Origin of the sequence: Microtetraspora malaysiensis (assembly GCF_001528665.1) — a bacterium.
In the GTDB taxonomy this organism is placed as follows: Bacteria; Actinomycetota; Actinomycetes; order Streptosporangiales; family Streptosporangiaceae; genus Microtetraspora_A; species Microtetraspora_A malaysiensis.
The window spans coordinates 494,222-515,009 of sequence record NZ_BBYJ01000007.1 but is presented as its reverse complement, the minus strand read 5'-3'; the positions used below and the strand labels follow the sequence as shown (position 1 = coordinate 515,009).

Below are 20,788 nucleotides of genomic sequence, written 5' to 3'. Positions count from 1 at the left end.
TGAACGGCCTGCCGGTACTGCCGGACGCCAGTGAAGTCAGCGGCGGGGCACGGTGCCGATCAGTTGGAACAGCCGGGCGATGTGCTTGTACGGCGCGCGATCGGTGACGGCCAACTCCAGGCGCTCAAGCTCGGCGTAGAACCCAGGGGCGTGCTTGCGCTCGTCGTCCGGGATGTAGTCGCAGAAGCCGCGGATGCCGTAGTGGCTGACGGCCGGGCAGCCGAGATCCGCAAGGTGGCGGGCGATCTCCTCGGCGGTGTAGAGCGTCAACGTCGCGCCGAAGGTGTGGCTCCGCGTCCGGTCGGCGTCGAGCGCCCGGTACGCGGCGCCCGGATCCGACTGCCTGGCCGCCACTGTGAGGGGCTCCGAGTGCCGGTTGACCGCCATGATGGAGAAGAGTCCGCCGGGTCGCAGCGGTTCGAGGGCCGCGGCGAGAGTGGCGCCCACGTCGGCCACATACTGCAGCAGGTTGTGGCAGAGCACGACGTCGAACTCCGCCACGGCGATGCCGGACGGGAGTGCCGTGACATCGGCCTCGACGCAGGAGATCCTCTCGGGCAGGCCCGCGGCCGCCGCCCGTCGGACGGCGACCTCCAGCATGGCCGGGTCGCGGTCCACGATCGTCACATGGTGGCCGCGCGCGGCGAGGCGGACGGCGTCGCCGCCGTCGCCGCCCGCGAGATCCAGCACTCTCAGCGGTCCCGGGCCGAGCTCGACGAGGTGGCGGACCAGGTTGGCCTCCGCGACCGCGTAGCGCAACCGGCCCCACGGAGCCTCTTGCCAACGCTGCCAGGCGGTCGGGTCGAATTTCCGCGGTGCTGCCGACATCGGGCGAAGATACCGCCCGGTGGTCTCTTCCCGCCTGCTCGAACGAGACCCCCGCCGACTCTCAGCCTGTCAACGGTGGCCGAGGATGTTCAGAACGCGAGGATCTGAGCGATCAGGATTGAGTCTCCAGTAAGGGGAGACGCGAGGGTGAGGGCATGAACGGCGACGCGCTCTACTCGATCGGTGACCTGGCCCGGCGCACCGGGTTGACGGTCAAGGCCATCCGGTTCTACTCCGATCGCGGGATCGTGCCGCCGGCCGACCGCACCCCGGCCGGCTACCGCCGCTACGACGTGGACGCCGTCGCCCGCCTGGAGCTCGTACGGACCCTGCGCGACCTGGGCGTGGACCTGCCCACCATCCGGAAGGTCGTGGACCGCCGGATGTCGCTCCCGGAGGTCGCGGCGCGGCACGCCGACGCCCTCGCGGTGCAGATCCGTACGCTCCGACTGCGGCGCGCGGTGTTGACGGCGGTGGCCAGACGCGGGTCCACAGCTGAGGAGACGGATCTCATGCACAAGCTGGCCAGGCTCTCCGAGGACGAGCGCCGACGCCTGATCGACGATTTCCTCGACACCGTCTTCGGCGACCTGGGCGCGAATCCGGAGTTCGCCGGGATCAGGCGTTCGATGACCCCCGAGCTGCCCGACGACCCTGAGATCGAGCAGGTCGAGGCATGGGTGGAACTGGTCGAGATGTCGCGGGACCCGGACTTCCGCGCGAGCATCCGGCGCATGGCCGAGCACCACGCCGCCGAGCGGGCCGAGGGCCGGAGCGTCGGCGTCCGTCGCGACCCGGTCGCGGCGGTCCGGGACCTCGTCGCTCCCGCCCTGGCGGCGGGTGTCCCGCCCACCTCGCCTCGGGCCGACGCCGTGGTCGCGGCCGTCATGGACGAGTACGCCCGGGGTCTCGGCCGGCCCGACGACCTCGACCTCCGCCGTCGGCTGCTGGACCGGCTGGAGGCGGCGAACGACCCGCGCAGGGACCGGTACCTGCGCCTGCTCGCCGTGATCAACGGATGGCGGGCCCCGGAAAGCCCGGTGCCGATGCTCGACTGGTTCGTCCCGGCCCTCCGCGTACGGATGCCCGGCTGACCTCATGGGTGACCGCGGTCGCCGGGGCGGCCGGATCAGTCGGCGCAGCCGCGTGACGCCCGCCTCTCGGCGGCCATCTGGTCGACGGTCTTGGACGTGTAGTCCGCCTGCGCCTGCTGTTCGGGGATGTACCGCCAGCGTCCGCCTTCGTACCTGAACCGGTAGGTGAACGCGGCCAGAAAATGGGTCACCTGGACATCGGCGCCGTCGCCGTCGAGGGTGACGCCCTTGATCTCGAAACGCAGGTCCTCGGCGATCGGCTTGCACAGCTCGAACATGCGGAGGTAGTCGTCCCGCGCGATCAGCTTCTGCGCGTCCGCGGTCCAGGAGTCCCAGAACTGTCCGTACGCGCCGGACGAGTAGAAGTCGAGCGTGGTCTGGGCCGCCTGCCGGACGCCGGCCTCGGTTCTCTCCTCGGCCGCGTCCTGACCGGCGGCCGCACCCTGACCGACGGAGGGCTCCTGACCGAGCGCGGGTTCCTGGCCGACGGCGGGTGGGGACCGCTCTTCCATCACGAGGTTCGGGCCGTCGCTCCTGTCGCGGCCCGCTTCCGGGAGGGCGGGCGGAGCCGACTCCGGGTTGAGGACGAACATGATCGCCACCGCGGACAGGGCGATGATCACGGCGGAGACGAGCGATACGGCGATGACAGCGAGGCGCGACGACACGGCGGCTCCAAAACGATCAAGAGGCCTGCGAGTGAGACGCGCGAGAGCGCCATATGGTTCGCAGTCCGCCACCTGCGCTCGCTCCGCCGCCGTACGGGATCGGGGTGAAAGGTCAAGACATGGCCATTGGCGCCTTATGGCGCGGGCCGCCGTCACATAATGATTCGTGATGGAGACGGAGAGTGAGTGCCCGGTCGACGTCAGCATCCTGGTGCCGACGTACAACTGCCGCGCGTACCTCGACCGGTGCCTCGTCTCCCTCCTGATCCAGCGCGTGAGCAAGGAGATCGTGGTCGTCGACGACGGCTCGTCCGACGACACGCGGTCGCTCCTGGACCTGTACGCCGCCCACCACCCGGGCGTGATCAGAGTGATCTACCAGGAGCACTCCGGCACTCCCGGCAGCCCGCGCAACCGCGCGCTCGCCCACGCCCGCGGCCGGTACGTCTTCTTCTGCGACGCGGACGACTACCTGGGGCCGGAGTCGCTGAGCCGGATGCTCGCGACGGCCGACCGCAACACGGCCGACATCGTCCTCGGCAAGATCGTCGGCCACGGCCGCCGGGCGCCGGAGTCGATGTTCCGCGAGAGCGCCGACCAGGTCACCCTGCTGGGCAGCACGATCTACAACAGCCTGCTCTGCTTCAAGCTCTTCCGTCGCGAGATGCTCGAACGGCACGGCATCCGGTTCGACGAGACGCTGCGGGTGGGCGAGGACATGGTCTTCACCTCCCACGCGTACTGCCACGCCGAGGTGATCTCGGTCGTCTCCGACTACGACTGCTACCACCTGGTCTCCCGGCCGGACGGTGGCAGCATCATGCAGGAGCAGGGCAGCCGTGACCCGCTCGCCTGGTTGCGGATGGCCCGTGTGCCGATCGGGCTGATGGCGCGGCACATCCCGCCCGGTCCGCTCCGCGACCACCTGCTGCTGCGGCATTTCCGGCTCGACGTGTTCGGCCAGCTCGGCGCGCCCCTCCTGGCCGCAGACGAGGCCGACCGCGAGAAGATCGCCTTCGAGGCCGCCGACATCTGCGCCGAATGGCTCACCGAGGGTGTGATCGAACGGCTCGGCGCCGCCGACCGGATGCGCGTCGAGTCCCTGCACGACCTCGACCTGCTCGTACGGCTGGCCCGCGTCGAGACGGCCGCCCTCCACCACCGGCTGACCACGCTCGAATGGGACGGCGACCGCCTGGTGATCGGCGGGCACGTCTCGCTGGAGGGGTTCGAGGGGGAGGCCTCCCTCCTGCTGCGCGAGCGCGCCTCGCGCCGGGAGAGGCGGGTCCCGATCACGCGGGTGGCCGACCTGTTCAGCGTCTCGATCCCGGTGGCCGCGCTGCCCTCCGGCATGTGGGACGTGTACGCCGCCGTCGACTGCGAGGGCGTCCGCAGGCTGGCCCGGCTCGGGAGCGAGCGCGCGCCCGGTCTCGACCGTCCCGCGCCGCGCTTCACCTCCGGCATCGTGGCGCTGCCGTACCTCACCCGGCAGCACGGCAATCTGAGCGTGGACGTCGGCGGGCATCTGGCCCGCGTCCCCGTGTCCGTACGGCTCGCGGAGGCGGGGTGGGTGCGCGACGGGCTGCGGGTGGACGGCGTCGTCGAGGTGGCGGGCGAGCCCGCCGCGGTTGCCGTACGCCACCTGATCTGGCGGGAGCGGCGTTCCGGGCGCGAGTGGCGCGCGGCGGCCACGCAGACCGCGGCGGGGACGTTCCGCTCGGTGACCCGATGGCCCGCCGCCGGGACCTGGGACACCTACCTGGAGCTTGACGTGGGCGGACCGCCCGTCCGCTTCCCCGTCAAGATCGGAGATCTGGAGCGGCTGCCGGCCCCGGCGACGTGGTGGAGCGGCCTGGCGCGGTGGAGCGCCCGGCCCTACGCCACAGCGGTCAACCGCAGGCTCAGCGCCTCGGTGCGCGCCGTCACGCCGCTCACCGTCCTGCGCAGGCTCCTTCATCGCAGCCGCTAATGCGAACTGTTTGCAACTGCTAGGCCATGTCCTAAAGTTGTGGCAGACGCGCATTTCGGAGGCTCGCCGTGCATGTACCCGATGGGTTCTTCAACGCTCCCGTTTCCATCGCGGCAGGCGCCTTCGCCGCCGCGGGCGTGGCCGTGTGCCTCAAGGGCGCCCGAAGCGAGCTGAACGACCGGACCGCCCCGATGGCGGGCCTCGTCGCGGCGTTCATCTTCGCCGTCCAGATGCTCAACTTCCCCGTCGCGGCCGGCACCAGCGGCCACCTGCTCGGAGGGGCGCTGGCCGCGATACTCGTCGGGCCGTACACGGCGGTCCTATGTGTGGCGGTGGTCCTGCTGGTGCAGGGCTTTTTCTTCGCCGACGGCGGGCTGACCGCGCTCGGCGTCAACATCACCCTGATGGCGATCGTGACCTCGGTCGTCGGCTGGGCCGTCTTCCGCCTGATCACCCGGGCCGCGCCACGCGGCCGCGCCGCCGTGGTCGCCGCCTCGTTCGTCGCGGCGGCGGTGTCGGTGCCGGTCTCGGCGCTCGCCTTCACCCTGCTGTTCTGGATCGGGGGGACCGCGCCGATCGACGTGGCGGCGGTGGCCGCCGCGATGGGCGGCGTCCACGTCCTGATCGGCCTGGGTGAGGGCCTGATCACCGCGCTCACCATCAGCAGCGTCCTGGCCGTCCGGCCCGACCTGGTGTACGGCGCGGCCGGGCTGGGCCGCAGGCTGGTGCTGCGGACCGCCGACGGCGAGGTCCCGGTCGAGGAGCCGGCCCCCGCGCCGAAGGGCGGCCTGCGGCCGATCCTGATCGGTGGCGGCCTGATCGCCGTGCTGCTCGCCGGGTTCGTCTCCTTCTACGCTTCCGGCTCGCCGGACGGCTTGGAGCGGGTGGCCGCGGACAAGGGCTTCAACGCGGGCGAGCAGCAGAGCGGCGTCGCGCACTGGCCGCTCGCCGACTATGCCGTCAAGGGCGTGGAGAACGAGCGGCTGTCCCTCGGGATCGCGGGCGTCGCCGGGGTCGGGCTGACCGTGCTCGCCGGAGGCGCCGTCGTCTACACGGTGCGGCGCCGCAACCGGGACAAGGCCGAGGCGTGATCACTCCGAGGCGCGCGCCCCGGCGAGGGGCCCGGCCGTGAGCGCGGGCCATCACCACCAGCTCTACCGGCCGGGCGACTCCGTGATCCACCGGCTGCCGCCGCAGTGCAAGCTGCTGGCCGCGGCCGGATTCGCCGTCGCGGTGGTCGCCACCCCGCGGGAGAGCTTCTGGGCCTTCGCCGTGTACGCCGTCCTGCTGGCGGCCGTCGCCGCCGCGGGGCGGGTGCCGCCCGGTTTCGTGCTGCGGCGCATGGTGATCGAGGTGCCGTTCGTGGTGTTCGCCGTCGCGATCCCGTTCATCGGGCTGGGCGAGCGGGTCGAGGTCCTCGGCGTTCCGCTCAGCGTCGAGGGGCTGTGGGCGGCGTGGAACATCCTGGCCAAGGCCACCCTCGGCGTGGTCGCCTCGATCCTGCTCGCGGCCACCACCGAGCCGCGGATGATGCTGCTCGGCGCGCAGCGGCTGCGGCTGCCGCAGCTCCTGGTGCAGATCGCGATGTTCATGCTCCGCTACATGGACGTGATCATGGACGAGATGCGCCGGATGCGGATCGCCCGCGAGTCCCGTGGCTTCGTCGCCCGGGACGCCCGGCAGATCCCGGTGCTGGCCAAGTCGGCCGGCGCGCTGTTCATCCGCTCGTACGAGCGGGGCGAACGGGTGCACCTGGCGATGCTCAGCCGCGGGTATACCGGAGAGATGCCGATAATTCGTGATCTGTCGGCATCGCTTCGGCAGTGGGGCACCGCGGGACTGCTCCCCGGTCTCGCCGTGGCGACGGCCGTACTCTCCTGGAGCCTCTCGTGACATCTCACCCCGTTCCCTCGCTGGAGGTCGGCGGCCTGGCCTACGCGTACCCCGACGGCACGCAGGCGCTGTTCGGGGTGGACCTGACGATCGGGCGGGGGGAGCGGGTCGCCCTGCTCGGCCCCAACGGCGCGGGCAAGACGACGCTGGTCATGCACCTCAACGGCATCCTCACCGCCGGGCACGGCTCGGTCCGCGTGGCCGGGCTGGACGTGCGCGCGGACACGATGAAGGAGATCCGCCGCAGGGTCGGACTGGTCTTCCAGGACCCCGACGACCAGCTCTTCATGCCGACCGTCCGCGAGGACGTCGCGTTCGGGCCGGCCAACCTCGGGATGCGCGGCGCCGAGCTCGACCGGCGGGTCAGTGAGGCCCTCGATCGCGTCGGCATGCTCGACGCGATCGACCGGCCGCCGCACCACCTGTCCTTCGGTCAGCGCAGGCGGGTCGCGGTGGCGACCGTGCTCGCGATGGAGCCGGAGATCCTCGTGCTGGACGAGCCGTCGTCCAACCTCGACCCCGCCGCCCGGCGCGAGCTGGCCGAGGTCCTGCGCAATCTGGACGTGACGGTGCTGATGGTCACGCACGACCTTCCGTACGCGCTGGAGCTGTGCGAGCGGTCGCTCATCCTGTCCGGCGGCGTGATCGCGGCCGACGGTCCGACCCGTGCCCTGCTCACCGACGCCGACCTGCTCGCCGCCCACCGGCTCGAATTGCCGTACGGCTTCGCCGTCCCGGCCCTTTGATCACTATCGTGAACTTCGCCCACGGTGATGTCGAAGTAAAGTGGCCTCGCTGAGGAGGTCCACGATGAAGCTGCGGCTCGCGCGTCGATCGCTCTCGGGCGCCGTCGTCGTGGTCGTCGCGGGAGAGCTCGATCTGTTCACCGCTCCGATACTGCGCGATGAGGTACGCGACGCGATCATGCAGGACGGCGCGACCATCGTCCTCGATCTCGCCGAGCTGTCCTTCATGGACTCCAGCGGGCTGAGCGTGCTGATCGAGGCGTGGCGGCTCGCGACGAGCGAGGGCGGGGGCGTCTGCCTGGCCGCGCCGCAGCCGCCGGTGGCGCGCATCCTGCGGACGACCGGGCTCGACCGGCGCATGAAGGTCTATGCCGACGTGGACACCGCTATTTTGACCCACCCTGAGTAGAACTTCATTCGGTTGTCGCGTTAAGGTCCGGCTATGGATCTCAACGGAGCAGCAGCGATCATTTCGGGCGGTGCCAGCGGCCTCGGTGAAGCGGCGGCACGCGCGCTGGCGGGCGCCGGCGCGACCGTGATCATCGCCGATCTGAACGCGGAGCAGGGCAAGGCGATCGCCGACGAGCTCGGCGGCGTCTTCGTCCAGACGGACGTGTCCGACGAGGCGTCGGTGCAGGCGGCGGTCGACGCCGCGGTCGCCACCGGCAAGCCGCTGCGCGCGGTGGTCAACAGCGCCGGCATCGGCTGGGCGGCCCGCACGGTCGGGCGGGACGGCTCCCCGCACGACCTCGCGTCCTACCGCAAGGTCATCGACGTCAACCTGATCGGCACCTTCAACCTCATGCGCATCGGCGCGGCGGCGATGGCCAAGACCGAGCCGGTGGACGCCGACGGCGCGCGGGGCGTGGTCATCAACACCTCCTCCGTCGCGGGCATCGAGGGCCAGACCGGCCAGGTGGCCTACTCCGCGTCCAAGGGCGGCATCATCGGCATGACCCTCCCGGCCGCCCGCGACCTCGCGGCGGTCGGCGTGCGCGTGCTCACGATCTGCCCGGGGATCATCGACACCCCGATCTACGGCAAGATCGGCGACAAGAACGCCGACGAGTTCAAGGCCAAGCTGGCCGCGCCCGTGCCGTTCCCGAAGCGCATGGGACGCCCGTCGGAGTTCGCCCACCTCGTCCGCAGCCTGATCGAGAACGACTACATGAACGGCGAGGTCATCCGGTTCGACGGCGGCATCCGCTTCCAGCCCAAGTAAGCAAGGGGATCACGTGTCCGACGAGGTTCTCGTAGAGGTCGACGGCGGCGTCGCCGTCGTCACGATCAACCGTCCTCAGGCCAGGAACGCGATCAACGGCCCGGTGGCCCGGGGGATCGCCGCGCTGATGGACGAGCTGGACGAGCGCAAGGACGTCTCCGCCATCGTGCTCACCGGCGCGGGCGGCACGTTCTGCGCGGGCATGGACCTGAAGGGCTTCCTCAACGGTGACATGCCGGTCGTCGAGGGCCGCGGGTTCGGCGGGCTCACCGAGAACCCGCCGAAGAAGCCCCTCGTCGCGGCGGTCGAGGGGTACGCCCTGGCCGGCGGCTTCGAGCTGGTGCTCTCCTGCGACGTCGTCGTCGCGTCCGAGGAGGCCAAGTTCGGGCTGCCCGAGCCCAAGCGCGGTCTCGTCGCCGCCGCGGGCGGCATCATGCGGCTGCCCCGGCGCATCCCGTACCACGTCGCCATGGAGATCGCCCTGACCGGCGACCACTATCCGGCGGCCCGGCTGTACGAGCTGGGCCTGGTCAACCGGGTCACCCCGGCGGGCGGCGCGCTCGCCGGAGCCCTGGAGCTGGCCCGCGCCATCGCGGGCAACGCCCCTCTGGCGCTGGCCGCGACGAAGAAGATCGTGGTCGAGTCGGCCGACTGGTCGCGGGAGGAGATGTTCGCCAGGCAGGGCGAGATCGCCAACCCGGTCTTCGGCTCCGCCGACGCGATGGAGGGCGCCGCCGCGTTCGCGGAGAAGCGCGCGCCCAGGTGGACCGGCGCCTGACGCCGTCGCCGCGTCCCCGTCCCCTCCGGCCGCCAGCCGAGGGGACGGGACCCCACCCCGAGCCCGCACGAGCCCCATCAAGTCGTACGGCGCCAACCACTCACCCGCGAGGGGCGCGGTACATCCAGTCAGCGAGACCAGTGGGCCCGCGAGGGGCGCGGCGGTGTCTGGACTGAGGAGCGAGTGGGGAGCGAGGGACGAGCGGCTCTGCGAGGGGCGCGGCGGTGTCTGGACTGAGGAGCGAGTGGGGAGCGAGGGACGAGCGACTCCGAGCGACGAGGGAAGACATCGACTGAAGGCGCTCCGAGCCCGCGCGAGCGAAGCGAGCGCAAATAAGCACAGCACGTACCGTGAAGAGATGAACGATTCCGGGGAACCGGTTCCCCCTCCCGGTCGGTCGGCCCGTGACCGCGTCGCCGGTCTCCTGAGCGGCGCTCTCGGCAGCGTGATCGTCATGACCGTCCTCCTGGGCGCCATGTGGGCGGTCGAGGTCGTGGACTACGTCGAGGACGGCGCGCTCGACCAGTACGGCATCGTCGCGCAGGAACCCGAGGGTCTGCCCGGCATCCTGTTCGCTCCGTTCCTGCACGACGGGTTCGGTCATCTGATGGCCAACTCGGTGCCCTTGCTCATCCTGGGCTTCCTGGCCGCGATACGCGGTGTCGGCAGGTTCCTTTGGGCCAGCCTCATCGTCGTCCTGGTGAGTGGCGCCGGCGTCTGGCTGACGAGCCCGCCGGGCACGCTCACGGTCGGCGCCAGCGGCCTCGTCTTCGGCTACTTCGGGTACGTCGTCGCGCGCGGCCTGTTCGACCGGCGCGCCCTGGACATCCTGCTCGGCGTGGTCGTCGCCGTTCTGTACTACTCGATCCTGTGGGGCGCGCTGCCGGGCGAGCCGGGGATCTCGTGGCAGGGCCACCTCTTCGGCTTGGTCGGCGGGGTGCTCGCCGCCTGGCTGCTGCGCCGCCGTGCCGTACGGGACGGGGTCTGAGGCGCGTCAGGCCCGGGAGCGTCTGACGGCGTCCAGGAGTGGCCGTCGCCCGGGGCGTGACGGAAGAGGGATGGGCGGCGGTGCTCGGCCGTCAGCGGCGCTTCTGGGGCGCCTCCGGGCCGACTGTGTCCCGGAGCCGCCCTTCCGTCGGTCAGTGGTCGCGGTCGTGGGCCGAGGAGTTGAGCATCCGGTCGATGAGGGCCAGCCCGATCGCGGACACGATGAACACCAGGTGGATCACGGTCTGCCACAGCATCGTCTCGGTGTTCATCTCACGAGCCCTGATGAAGGTCTGCAGCAGATGTATCGACGAGATGCCGATGATCGCGGTGGCCAGCTTGACCTTGAGCACGTTCGCGTTGACGTGGGACAGCCACTCGGGCTCGTCGGGGTGGCCCTCAAGGCGGATCCGTGACACGAACGTCTCGTATCCGCCCACGATCACCATGATGAGCAGGTTCGAGATCATCACGACGTCGATGAGGCCGAGCACGCTGAGCATCACCGACTGCTCGATGTTCATGCCGCTGGCGCTGAAGTCGCCGGTGACCAGGTGCCACAGCTCGACCATGAACTGCCACACGTAGACGCCCTGGGCGACGATCAACCCGAGGTAGAGGGGCACCTGCAGCCACCTGCTGGCAAACATCAGGTATCCCAGGCTGCGCTGCCGAGCCCGCAGATCCCCCGAAGTCGTAGTCACCGTCGCTCCTGTCCCATTTCTGTGCGTTGCGGGAGAAAACTCTACGGAGGTCTGATGACTTCTTTTGCCCGCCGGGCACGGGCCCAGGCACGCCGCGGGCCGGCACGCGCGCTGGCGTGCCGGCCCGGTGGCGTCCTGGACGGGAGCTGATCAGAGGCGCTCGACCACGTAGTCGACGCAGCCGGTCAGCGCCTCGATGTCGGCCGGGTCGATGGCCGGGAACATCGCGATGCGGAGCTGGTTGCGGCCGAGCTTGCGGTACGGCTCGGTGTCGACGATGCCGTTGGCGCGCAGCACCTTCGCCACGGCGGCGGCGTCGATCGACTCGTCGAAGTCGATCGTGCCGACCACGTTGGACCGCTGCGCCGGGTCGGTGACGAACGGCGTGGCGTAGGAGCTCTTCTCCGCCCAGGTGTACAGCCGGGAGGCCGAGTCGGCCGTGCGCGCCGTCGTCCAGGCCAGGCCGCCCTGGGAGTTCATCCAGTCGATCTGCTCGGCCAGCAGGAACAGCGTGGCGAGCGCCGGGGTGTTGTACGTCTGGTTCTTCGTGGAGTTGTCGATCGCGACCGGCAGGCTGAAGAACTCGGGGACGTAGCGGCCGGAGGCGGTGATCTCCTCGACCCGGGCCAGCGCCGCGGGCGAGAACAGCGCGATCCACAGGCCGCCGTCGGAGGCGAAGCTCTTCTGCGGGGCGAAGTAGTAGACGTCGAACTCCTCGGCCGAGACGGGCAGGCCGCCCGCGCCGCTGGTCGCGTCGACCAGGACCAGCGAGCCGTCGTCGCCGACGCGCTTGATCGGCATGGCCACGCCGGTGGAGGTCTCGTTGTGGGTGAGCGCGTAGACGTCGACGCCCTCCTCGGCCACCGCCGTGGGGTGGCTGCCCACCTCGGACTTGATCACCGTCGGCTCGCCCAGCCAGGGCGCCTTCTTGACCACGGTCGCGAACTTGGACGAGAACTCGCCGAACTGGAGGTGCTGCGACTTCTCGCGCACCAGGCCGAAGGCGGCGATGTCCCAGAACGCGGTGGTGCCGCCGTTGCCGAGGACGACCTCGTACCCCTCGGGGAGGGAGAACAGCTCGGAAAGGCCCGCGCGCACCCGGCCGACCATGTCCTTGACCGGCTTCTGGCGGTGCGAGGTGCCCATGATGCTCGCGCCGGCTCCCGCGAGAGCGGAGAGCTGCTCGGGGCGTACCTTCGAGGGCCCGCAGCCGAATCGGCCGTCGGCGGGCTTGATGTCAGTGGGAATCACGATGTCAGCCACACATCCAGCGTAGTGAGCCGCGGCCATGGTCTAGACCCAGGTCCGCAATGTGAGACATCATGGTGTGCCACAGCAATTGATCATGCACGAGCCGAAACAAGCGTTTCCGTCCGGGAGACACCCGTCGTGGCCGATCCGCATGACGCCATTGAGCAGCTCGTCCGCAGGCCGTGGTTCTGGCGTGCCGATCAGCCCCTTCCCATCATCGTCGTCACCGGCCCGGACGGGGGCGCCGCCGAGGCGGCCGCGCGGCTCGCCGCGCCCTTCCAGGACGTCGTCCCGCACGCGTCAGCGGAGTCCGGCGAGTACGGCACGCTGTACGACCTGGTGGCGGCCCTGGCGGGTGAGCACGGGCAGCTCGGCAAGCCGGTGCCCGGGTCGTTCCTGCCGCCGCCCCGATTCCCGCTCGTCCAGTTCGTCCTGTGGGCCAGGCGGCAGCGCGACGACCGGCCCGCCGACGACGACGCGCGGGACGGAGCCGGCGCCGCCGGCCGGTGGCCGCCCGCCCCGCACTCGCGCACCGGCCAGGACGAGTTCAAGGAACGGGTCAAGGCGTGGCGCAGGGCCCGGTTCGGCGGCGACCGGAACCGCAGGACCGCGGCGGACTTCATCGGGCGCGCGGCCACCACCTGGGTGCCGCTGGGCACGCTCGCGGTGTGGCTGGCCGGCGGCGCGTCGGACCTGGTGGGCCTGATCCCGTGGGCGCTCGGCATCCTCGTGGCCCTGTCCGGTACGGCGTTGCAGGCGGTGCTGTCCATCAGGGGATCGTTCTTCAACGGCTGGTTCAGGCGGCAGCCGTACCTGACGAGGCGGCGGTTCGAACGGCTGCCCAGATACGCCCTCCGGCTGGCCAACGCGAGCGACGACGAGATCGACCGGCTGCTGATCCACGCCTTCTGCCAGGACCTCCGGCAGGCGTACCAGAGGTGGATCATCCCCTGGCCGAGCTGGGGGCGCGGCCTGTACGGCATGCTCCTCCTGGAGGCGCGGCGGTCCGGCGAGCCCACCGAGCGGTTCCTGCGGATCCTGGAGGAGACCACCGAGGAGACCGGGCTGCCGGCCCCGATCCTGGTCATCGCCGCGCTCCCGGACGAGCTGAAGGACGAGCGGCGGAGCGCCGCGCCCGCCGACCTCGCGCGGCTCCCGGCGCTGGTCAAGGGGTGGCGCGGGAGGGCGCGGCGGCGGGTGCCCCGCCTGCGCATGGTGGTGGCCGCGGGCGGCCCCCTCCCGGACGCCGACCATCGGCCGCGCCTGCTGCGCAGCCGGTTGCGAGCGATCGGCTACTGGTCGGCGGTGGCGCTGCTGGTCGTCGGCCCGGCCATCTGGGCGGTGCAGAACCAGCGGGACCGGCTCGCGCACTGCGGCGGCCTCGACTTCGCCGAGCGGATCGACGGGGAGTGCGTGGGCGTGGTCAACGCCGACGGGCCCGCCCCCGGCGGCCTGTTCACGGGCGACGTCACCACGCTGATCGCGAAGATCGACCAGAACAACGCCTCCGCCACGGAGGCCGGCTCCTACGTCAGCGTGGTGCTGTCCGGCGAGTACTCCATCAGGGACACCGTGCCGGAGGACAGCCGGCGGGCGGGCGCGCTGGCCGAGCTGGCGGCGGTCGAGGAGTACCAGCGCACGGTCACCAGCACGCCGCGGCTCCGGGTGCTGGTCGCGAACTCCGGCGACAACCTCCGGCAGGGGCAGCGCGGCGCCGAGCTGATCAGGGAGCTGGCCGAGAGCGACCCTCACGTGGTCGGCGTGGTCGGCTTCCCGCGCAGCGTGGCGGGCGTCCAGGAGGCCATCCAGGTGCTGGACGAGGCGAAGATCCCGATGGTCGGCACCACCGGGACCGCCGACCGCCTCGGCTACATCAGGGACGGCTCGATCGACGGCGAGGCCGACTATCCCTCCCGGTACTACTTTCACGCGGGGCCGACGAACTTCCGCGAAGCCGCCCTCGTCGCCCGGTTCGCCCGCCGTACGCTCCTGCACGATGTGGCGCACCCGTCGGCGGTGATCGTGCAGGACCGGACGCCCGGCGACGAGTACACCGGCAACCTGGCCGACGACCTCGTCGCCGCGCTCGGCGCGGAACACGTCGCGGTGCGCACCCCCATCTACTACAGCGTGGGCGGCGGGGGCATCTCCAAGGCGGCCCTGGACGCCTGCCGCCGCCGGCCCGACGTGTACCTCTACGCCGGCCGGGCGCCGGAGTTCCTCGACTTCCTGCGGGCGCTGGAGGGCAAGGCGTGCGGGCCGGAGACGGTGCGGGTCATCGCCAGCGACGACGTCATCAAGGTCGTGGCCGACCACGGGGACGAGATCACAAGCCTGCGCCGGGTCGAGGTCTACCACGCGGCGCTGGCCGGCCGCGAGCTGTGGCGGCGCAGCTCGGCCGCGCCCACCGCGTTCGTCTACGGCCTGCTGCGGGGCGGCCACCCGAACGCGTCCGACGACAACCTGATCCTCACGTACGACGCGATCAGCGTGGTCTACCAGGCGGCGAACCGGGCGTACCGGGGCGGAGCGCTGCCCAGCAAGGGGGACGTCCTCTACGAACTCGCCCTCACCTCGCGACAGGCCGCCTGGAACGGGTCGAGCGGGGTGATCGACTTCGTGGACACCGAGCGGCACGACCCCGCGAACAAGGTCGTCGCCGTCATGAAGGTGACCGACGCGCCGCGGCACGTAGTGCCGATGGTGCGGTGCGGGCTGCTGGACATGGACGAGCGGCCGCCCGCCGACCAGGTCTGCGCGGGCCTTCCCGACGCGCCGCCGAGCGAGCAGTCCGGCCGCCCCTGACCGCGCCGTCCGCGTGTCCGGGGGAGAAGCCTCTCGGGAGAGGCCGGAAAACGGAAACGGCCCGCACCGGATGTGCGGGCCGAATCGGGGAGACAGCCGACGGGACGCCGGCCGTGTTCAGCTCAGATCTTGTCGATGACTTCGGCCGCGCCGGGGACGTCGTTGATCGAGCGCTGGGAAGGGCCGACGTAGTTGGCGCTGGGGCGGACCAGCCTGCCCGTGCGCTTCTGCTCGAGGATGTGCGCGGCCCAGCCGGCCGTGCGCGCGCAGGTGAACATGGAGGTGAACATGTGGGGGGGAACCTCGGCGAAGTCGAGGACGACCGCGGCCCAGTACTCGACGTTGGTGGCGAGCACGCGGTCGGGCTTGCGGGCGTGCAGCTCCTCCAGAGCGGCCTGCTCCAGAGCGGCGGCGACCTCGTAGCGCGGCGCGCCCAGCTCCTTGGCCGTACGGCGCAGCACCCGGGCGCGGGGGTCCTCGGCCCGGTAGACGCGGTGACCGAAGCCCATGAGCCGCTGGCCCTTGTCCAGCTCGGCCTGGACGTACTTCTTGGCGTCGCCGACCTGCTCGACGCCCTCGATCATGTGCAGCACGCGGGCGGGGGCGCCACCGTGCAGCGGACCGGACATCGCGCCCACCGCGCCCGACAGGGCGGCGGCGACGTCGGCGCCGGTGGAGGCGATCACACGGGCGGTGAACGTGGAGGCGTTCATGCCGTGCTCGGCCGCCGAGGTCCAGTACGCGTCAATGGCCTTGACGTGCTTGGGATCCGGCTCGCCACGCCAGCGGACCATGAACCGCTCGACGATGCTCTGCGCCTCGTCGACGCGCTTCTGCGGAACCATCGGCAGGCCCAGGCCACGGGAGGACTGCGCCACGAACGACAGCGCGGTCACCGAGGCGCGGGCGAGGTCGTCGCGGGCCTGGGCGTCGTCGATGTCGAGAAGCGGGCGGAAACCGTACGCGGGGGCGAGCATCGCGAGCGCGCTCTGCACGTCGACGCGGATGTCACCGGAGTGGACAGGAACGGGGTAGGGCTCGGCCGGAGGCAGTCCCGGCTGGAACTCGTTGTCGACGAGCAGGCCCCAGACGTGTCCGTACGAGACACGGCCCACGAGTTCCTCGATGTCGACGCCCCGGTAGCGAAGGGCGCCCCCTTCTTTGTCCGGTTCCGCGATCTCGGTCTCGAAAGCCACCACGCCTTCGAGTCCGGGTTTGAAGTCGGACACTTCGGCCGCCTCCCTCTCTTGTGAAGTCAAAAGCCTTGATGTCGAGATACCGGCGGGTCAATTTAACCCGCAGGGTTCCACTGGGTTCCCGCCGGTCCCTATGAAACGCCGTTGTCCCTGGTAGGGGCTGATGCAGGCGTCCTCTGTCAAGCGCGCAACAATACCGTTCCGTGGACACCGCTTCTCATCTGCCCGGCCTCCGGCACAGCTACGAGGGCGAACCCCTGCTCGAATCCGGCCTCGCCGACGACCCGGTGGGCCAGTTCGCGGTGTGGTTCGCCGACGCGGTCGAGGCCGGGCTGCCCGAGCCCAACGCCATGATCGTGGCCACCAGTTCCGCCGGTGGCCGGCCGTCCGCGCGCACTGTCCTGTTGAAGGGCTTCGACGAGCGCGGCTTCGTCTTCTTCACCAACTACGAGTCCCGTAAGGGCCGCGACCTCACCGAGAACCCGCGGGCCTGCCTGCTCTTCCCGTGGCACCCCATCCGCCGCCAGGTCCGCATCGAGGGCCGCGTCGTCCGGGTGTCCCGCGAGGACTCCGACGCCTACTTCCGCTCCCGCCCGTACGGCTCCCGCGTCGCGGCGTGGGCGTCGCGCCAGTCGGCGGTGGTGCGGTCCCGCGAGGAGCTGGACGAAAGGTACGCGGCGCTGGCCGAGCGCTGGCCGGAGGATCCGCCGACACCGGACTTCTGGGGCGGGTTCCGGGTCATCCCGGAGGAGATGGAGTTCTGGCAGGGGCAGACCGACCGGATGCATGACCGGCTTCGCTACCGGCGGGCCGGCACGGGATGGGTTCTGGAACGCCTCGCGCCCTGACCCCCGGGGACCACGCGACGCCGTTCAGGGCAGCGCGGCGGCGACCCGGAGATCGGAGAGGAAACCGGCGTAGGCCGCGTCCCTGTCCGGCGCCCGGAGGATCGACGAGGGATGCACGGTGGCGAGGTAGAAGCCGCCCTCCGAACGGGGGAGGGGCCGTCCGCGCTCCCGGGTCACCCGGAACGCGGGACCGAGCAGCGCGCGTGCGGCGGTGGCGCCGAGGACCACCGTGATCTCCGGGTTCACCAGGCTCATCTCCGCGGTGAGCCACGGGTGGCACGCGTCGATCTCGGCGGCGGTCGGCTTCTGGTGGATCCTGCGCTTGCCGCGCGGCTGGAACTTGAAGTGTTTGACGGCGTTGGTCACGTAGACGGTGTCGCGGTCGATGCCCGCATCCTCAAGGGCGCGGTCCAGCACATGGCCCGCGGGGCCGACGAACGGCGCCCCCTGGCGGTCTTCCTGGTCTCCCGGTTCCTCGCCCACGAGCATGTAGCGGGCGTCCGGAACGCCCGCTCCGAAGACGGTCTGTGTGGCGTTCCGGTAGAGGTCGCATCCCTGGCACCGGCGGGCGGCCTCACGTAGCGCGGGGAGGCTCATCTCCCCCGGAAGAAAACGTTCCGCACCGATGTTTGCCATCCCATGTCGCTTCCCCAATAGGGTCGGCTGCGAACACATCGGAAGCTCGTAGCATCGATTACAGGACGGGAGGAACGTTGACCGCACACGGCCTGATCGATACCACCGAGATGTACCTCCGGACGATCTTCGAGCTGGAGGAGGAGGGCATCGTTCCGCTGCGCGCGCGCATCGCGGAGCGGCTTCAGCAGAGCGGCCCCACTGTCAGCCAGACGGTCGCCCGGATGGAACGCGACGGGCTGGTCAAGGTCGAGGGCGACCGCCATCTGAGCATGACCGACCTCGGCCGCACGCTGGCGATCAGGGTCATGCGCAAGCACCGCCTCGCCGAGTGCCTCCTGACCCAGGTGATCGGGTTGCCGTGGGAGGAGGTGCACATCGAGGCGTGCCGCTGGGAGCACGTGATGTCGGAATCGGTGGAGACGCGCCTGGTGGGTCTCCTCGACAATCCCACCGCGTGCCCGCACGGCAACCCCATCCCGGGGCTCGGCGAGCTGGGCGTGGAGCAGCCCGGTTCGGTCAAGGACGATCAGGTTCTGTCCCTGGTCGATCTGGCCGGACCCAGGGATGTGCCCGCTGTAGTGCGCCGAATTAGCGAACAAGTGCAAAGCGATCCCGTCGTGATGCTTAAACTCAAGCAAGTTGGGATACAACCCGGACGCGAGGTGACGCTCGCGGCGAGCGATGACGGTGTACGGGTGACGGGTGACGGTGAAGCGGAGATCGACTTTGTGGAACTTCCGCGCGACGTCGCCGCGCACGTCTTCGTCACGAGACGATGATCGAATTCGTTTGGTGAGTCACAACAGGGAGCCCCTCCTCTCTCGTCAGAACCCAGCCTCTGTTCAGGCAGGAGCGCCAGTGGTCCGCTTTGCGAACACCCGCCCCCAAGGGGTGATCGTCGGATGAAACGTTGGGGGGACCTCTCGCAGGACAGCGCGGACCACCTCACCGCCGGTTCCGTGCTGGACCAGGCCGAGATGGCCGTCGTCGTCACCGACAGGTTCAGCAACGTCCTCTACTGGAACCCGTTCGCCGAGCGGCTGTTCGGCCGTCCGGGCGGGGACGAGGGCAAGGAGTCGCTCCTCTCTCTCGGCATCACCGAGAAGGACCACCCGCTGACCGCCGAGCTGGCCAAGAGCGTGCTCAGAGGGGGCGTCTGGGAGGGCACCTTCGACATCGTGCGCGCCGACGGCACGATGATCTACGTGCGGGCCCAGGCCGTCCCGCTGCGGCATCCGTCCGGCTCGGTCACCGGCATCGTGATCACCGCACGCGAGGCCATGCGCAGCAACGAGCGCGAGAAGGACCGCTTCGGTCTGCTGGAGCGCATCGGCGAACGGCTGGCCGGCTCGCTGTACGTCGAGGAGACGCTCAACCGGGTCGCGGAGATGCTGGTGCCGCAGTTCGCGGACCACTGCTTCATCGAGCTGGTCGAGGGCGACCGGCTGATCCGCAAGGTCTCCCACCACGTGAACGGCTGGTCGCCGCCGCCGGAGTCGTGGCTGCCGGTCGGCGGCGAGGTCAGGTATCCCTCCGGTCATTACGCCGACACGGCCCTGCGCCGCCAGGAGACCATCCTCATCGAGGACTTCTCCCAGGTCAGCTATCCCGCGCCGAGCGAGGCGTCGGTCCGCATCTGCGGCGAGATCGGCATGACCTCCGCCATCGTGGCGCCGCTGTGCGTCCGCGGCGAGACGCTCGGCCTGATGTACCTCAGCCTGTCCAACCTCACCGACCGGCGCTCCCCGCACTACGACACGTTCGACCGCGACTTCGTCGGCGCGATCGCCACCCGGGTGGCGATCGCCGTCGACAACGCGCTGCTGTTCGAGGAGGAGCGGCACACCGCCGAGTCCTTCCAGAAGCACCTGCTGCCGCGCGAGCTGCCGGCGCTCGACGGTCTGGAGATCGCGGTCCGCTACTGCCCGGCCGCGCCGCTCGCCTCGCACGGCCAGGGCATCCAGACACAGGTCGGCGGCGACTGGTACGACGTGATCCCGCTGTCGGCCGGCCGGGTCGGCATCGTCATCGGCGACGTCGAGGGCCGCGGGGCCAAGGCGGCCGCCGTCATGGGGCAGCTCCGTGCCGCGCTGCGCGCCTTCGCCCAGGACGACAAGCCGCCCGCCGACATCCTCGCCCGCCTGGACGAGTGGACCCGGATCGTCGCCGCCCCCGAACGCGACGACTTCGGCGAGGACATCACCAACCCGCCGATCGTCACCTGCCAGTACCTCGTCTACGACGCCTGGTCGCGGCAGCTCTCGTTCGCCAACGCCGGGCACGCGCCGCCGCTGCTGATCGTCGACGGCAACGTCAGCGAGCTCGACATCAGCGAGGTCGGTCAGCCGCTCGGCGTCCACGCCAAGGGCGTCCACGCCGACCTGGTCTACAAGGAGGAGACCCGGGTCCTGCCGCCCGGCGCGGCGCTCCTGCTCTACACCGACGGCTTGGTCGACCGGCGGCCCCCACGTGACTCGGAGGAGCCGCAGCCGAGCGAGGACGAGACGCTGCGGATGCTCTGCGACAAGGTCGCGAAGATCGCCGGGGACAGCGTCGAGCGGATCGCCGACGCGGCGACCGGCGCCATCCCCGGAGAGATCGACGACGACATGGCGATCCTCGTGATCCGCTCGGTCGGCGCCGAGCTCCAGTACGAGGAGCAGACATTCCCCGCCCAGCCGATCATGGTGGGTGAGGCGCGGCGCATGGCGTCCGACGCGTTCGAGCGCTGGGAGGTCCCGGAGGAGCGCGCCGAGCTTGCCTGCCTGCTGGTGTCCGAGGTCGTCACCAACGTGGTGCTGCACGCGGCGAGCGCCAGCGTCCCCCGCCGTGACCTGATCATGGACGGTCCGCCGCTGCCGTTCGACGAGTCGTGGGACGAGTCGTGGGACGTCCCCGGCTTCGAGGACGAGGTCGCCGGCGACAAGGAGTTCACGCTGCGGCTGCGCCGCGGCGAGGAGTCCGTGTGGGTCGAGGTGTTCGACCAGGACCTGCGGCTGCCGCGCATCCGCAGCGCCGGGGAGAACGACGAGGGCGGCCGCGGCCTCTACCTCGTCGATCAGCTCGCCAAGCGCTGGGGGTCGCGTCCCACCCGCGAGGGCAAGGCGGTCTGGTTCGAGATTCCGGTCGGCGGTCGCTGAGTCGTCCTGTACGGCACCGC

Annotated in this window: 19 protein-coding genes; 13 read left to right on the top strand and 6 right to left on the bottom strand. The window is 70.8% G+C overall.

The features are described from left to right. Positions 1 to 36: 36 nt before the first annotated feature. Entirely contained in the window at positions 37 to 828 is a 792-nt protein-coding gene (locus AWQ71_RS10140; RefSeq protein WP_067130209.1) for a class I SAM-dependent methyltransferase, read from the bottom strand. Between the two features lie 155 nt (positions 829 to 983). Here AWQ71_RS10140 and AWQ71_RS10135 point away from each other — a divergent pair, with 155 nt between their 5' ends. Further along, on the top strand, positions 984 to 1,922 hold the full coding sequence (locus tag AWQ71_RS10135) for a MerR family transcriptional regulator (protein ID WP_067130207.1): 939 nt from the start codon (positions 984 to 986) through the stop codon (positions 1,920 to 1,922). Positions 1,923 to 1,957: 35 nt separating this feature from the next. Here the strand turns inward: AWQ71_RS10135 and AWQ71_RS10130 are convergent, their stop codons facing one another. Beyond that, entirely contained in the window at positions 1,958 to 2,590 is a 633-nt protein-coding gene (locus AWQ71_RS10130; RefSeq protein ID WP_067130205.1) for a hypothetical protein, read from the bottom strand. Between the two features lie 169 nt (positions 2,591 to 2,759). On the opposite strand from AWQ71_RS10130, the gene AWQ71_RS10125 reads away from it, so the two are divergent. The 8 genes from AWQ71_RS10125 (at position 2,760) to AWQ71_RS10090 (ending at position 10,186) form a co-directional block, all read left to right on the top strand. Then, positions 2,760 to 4,559, top strand: coding sequence for a glycosyltransferase family 2 protein (locus AWQ71_RS10125; protein WP_067130203.1), 1,800 nt, complete (start codon positions 2,760 to 2,762; stop codon positions 4,557 to 4,559). Between the two features lie 68 nt (positions 4,560 to 4,627). Further along, entirely contained in the window at positions 4,628 to 5,650 is a 1,023-nt protein-coding gene (locus AWQ71_RS10120; protein ID WP_067130200.1) for an energy-coupling factor ABC transporter permease, read from the top strand. Between the two features lie 37 nt (positions 5,651 to 5,687). Next, positions 5,688 to 6,452 carry a cobalt ECF transporter T component CbiQ gene (cbiQ, locus tag AWQ71_RS10115; RefSeq protein ID WP_067130197.1) on the top strand — a complete coding sequence of 255 codons (765 nt, stop codon included), beginning with the start codon at positions 5,688 to 5,690 and terminating at the stop codon, positions 6,450 to 6,452. Further along, positions 6,449 to 7,198, top strand: coding sequence for an energy-coupling factor ABC transporter ATP-binding protein (locus AWQ71_RS10110; protein ID WP_084258739.1), 750 nt, complete (start codon positions 6,449 to 6,451; stop codon positions 7,196 to 7,198). The genes cbiQ and AWQ71_RS10110 overlap by 4 nt, the downstream gene beginning before the upstream one ends. A 64-nt stretch (positions 7,199 to 7,262) precedes the next feature. Continuing rightward, positions 7,263 to 7,607, top strand: a complete 345-nt coding sequence (locus AWQ71_RS10105) for an STAS domain-containing protein (RefSeq protein WP_067130196.1) — start codon at positions 7,263 to 7,265, stop codon at positions 7,605 to 7,607. A gap of 33 nt (positions 7,608 to 7,640) precedes the next feature. After that, positions 7,641 to 8,420 (top strand): SDR family NAD(P)-dependent oxidoreductase, encoded by a 780-nt coding sequence (locus AWQ71_RS10100; protein WP_067130193.1) that lies wholly within the window; start codon positions 7,641 to 7,643, stop codon positions 8,418 to 8,420. 13 nt (positions 8,421 to 8,433) lie between these two features. After that, complete coding sequence (locus AWQ71_RS10095) at positions 8,434 to 9,198, top strand: crotonase/enoyl-CoA hydratase family protein (protein WP_067130190.1); 765 nt, start codon at positions 8,434 to 8,436, stop codon at positions 9,196 to 9,198. A gap of 358 nt (positions 9,199 to 9,556) precedes the next feature. Continuing rightward, complete coding sequence (locus AWQ71_RS10090) at positions 9,557 to 10,186, top strand: rhomboid family intramembrane serine protease (protein ID WP_067130187.1); 630 nt, start codon at positions 9,557 to 9,559, stop codon at positions 10,184 to 10,186. Positions 10,187 to 10,337: 151 nt separating this feature from the next. Here AWQ71_RS10090 and AWQ71_RS10085 read toward each other — a convergent pair whose 3' ends face one another. Beyond that, positions 10,338 to 10,889, bottom strand: a complete 552-nt coding sequence (locus tag AWQ71_RS10085) for a TIGR00645 family protein (protein WP_067130184.1) — start codon at positions 10,887 to 10,889, stop codon at positions 10,338 to 10,340. A gap of 150 nt (positions 10,890 to 11,039) precedes the next feature. After that, entirely contained in the window at positions 11,040 to 12,152 is a 1,113-nt protein-coding gene (gene serC, locus AWQ71_RS10080; RefSeq protein ID WP_067130181.1) for a phosphoserine transaminase, read from the bottom strand. A gap of 126 nt (positions 12,153 to 12,278) precedes the next feature. Between serC and AWQ71_RS10075 the strand changes: the two genes are divergently transcribed. Then, a complete protein-coding gene (locus AWQ71_RS10075; RefSeq protein WP_067130178.1) occupies positions 12,279 to 14,945 on the top strand; it encodes an ABC transporter substrate-binding protein in 2,667 nt (888 codons plus the stop codon). A 122-nt stretch (positions 14,946 to 15,067) separates the two neighbouring features. On the opposite strand, the gene AWQ71_RS10070 is transcribed toward AWQ71_RS10075, so the two are convergent. Beyond that, complete coding sequence (locus tag AWQ71_RS10070; RefSeq protein WP_067130175.1) at positions 15,068 to 16,174, bottom strand: citrate synthase 2; 1,107 nt, start codon at positions 16,172 to 16,174, stop codon at positions 15,068 to 15,070. Between the two features lie 170 nt (positions 16,175 to 16,344). Here AWQ71_RS10070 and pdxH point away from each other — a divergent pair, with 170 nt between their 5' ends. Then, complete coding sequence (pdxH, locus tag AWQ71_RS10065) at positions 16,345 to 16,989, top strand: pyridoxamine 5'-phosphate oxidase (protein ID WP_067130172.1); 645 nt, start codon at positions 16,345 to 16,347, stop codon at positions 16,987 to 16,989. A 24-nt stretch (positions 16,990 to 17,013) separates the two neighbouring features. On the opposite strand, the gene AWQ71_RS10060 is transcribed toward pdxH, so the two are convergent. After that, positions 17,014 to 17,586 carry a UdgX family uracil-DNA binding protein gene (locus tag AWQ71_RS10060; protein WP_245658198.1) on the bottom strand — a complete coding sequence of 191 codons (573 nt, stop codon included), beginning with the start codon at positions 17,584 to 17,586 and terminating at the stop codon, positions 17,014 to 17,016. A gap of 116 nt (positions 17,587 to 17,702) precedes the next feature. Here AWQ71_RS10060 and AWQ71_RS10055 point away from each other — a divergent pair, with 116 nt between their 5' ends. Both AWQ71_RS10055 and AWQ71_RS10050 read left to right on the top strand, forming a co-directional pair. Then, positions 17,703 to 18,407, top strand: coding sequence for an iron-dependent transcriptional repressor DtxR (locus AWQ71_RS10055; RefSeq protein WP_067130166.1), 705 nt, complete (start codon positions 17,703 to 17,705; stop codon positions 18,405 to 18,407). A 123-nt stretch (positions 18,408 to 18,530) separates the two neighbouring features. Then, complete coding sequence (locus AWQ71_RS10050) at positions 18,531 to 20,768, top strand: ATP-binding SpoIIE family protein phosphatase (protein WP_067130163.1); 2,238 nt, start codon at positions 18,531 to 18,533, stop codon at positions 20,766 to 20,768. Positions 20,769 to 20,788 lie beyond the last annotated feature (20 nt).

Excerpts from the sequence above, each read along its gene's own strand:
- AWQ71_RS10100 (WP_067130193.1), top strand. The coding sequence starts at position 7,641 with ATGGATCTCAACGGAGCAGCAGCGATCATTTCGGGCGGTGCCAGCGGC.
- AWQ71_RS10140 (WP_067130209.1), bottom strand. The coding sequence starts at position 828 with ATGTCGGCAGCACCGCGGAAATTCGACCCGACCGCCTGGCAGCGTTGG.
- AWQ71_RS10060 (WP_245658198.1), bottom strand. The coding sequence starts at position 17,586 with ATGAGCCTCCCCGCGCTACGTGAGGCCGCCCGCCGGTGCCAGGGATGC.
- AWQ71_RS10050 (WP_067130163.1), top strand. The coding sequence starts at position 18,531 with ATGAAACGTTGGGGGGACCTCTCGCAGGACAGCGCGGACCACCTCACC.
- AWQ71_RS10105 (WP_067130196.1), top strand. The coding sequence starts at position 7,263 with ATGAAGCTGCGGCTCGCGCGTCGATCGCTCTCGGGCGCCGTCGTCGTG.
- AWQ71_RS10135 (WP_067130207.1), top strand. The coding sequence starts at position 984 with ATGAACGGCGACGCGCTCTACTCGATCGGTGACCTGGCCCGGCGCACC.
- AWQ71_RS10125 (WP_067130203.1), top strand. The coding sequence starts at position 2,760 with ATGGAGACGGAGAGTGAGTGCCCGGTCGACGTCAGCATCCTGGTGCCG.
- AWQ71_RS10090 (WP_067130187.1), top strand. The coding sequence starts at position 9,557 with ATGAACGATTCCGGGGAACCGGTTCCCCCTCCCGGTCGGTCGGCCCGT.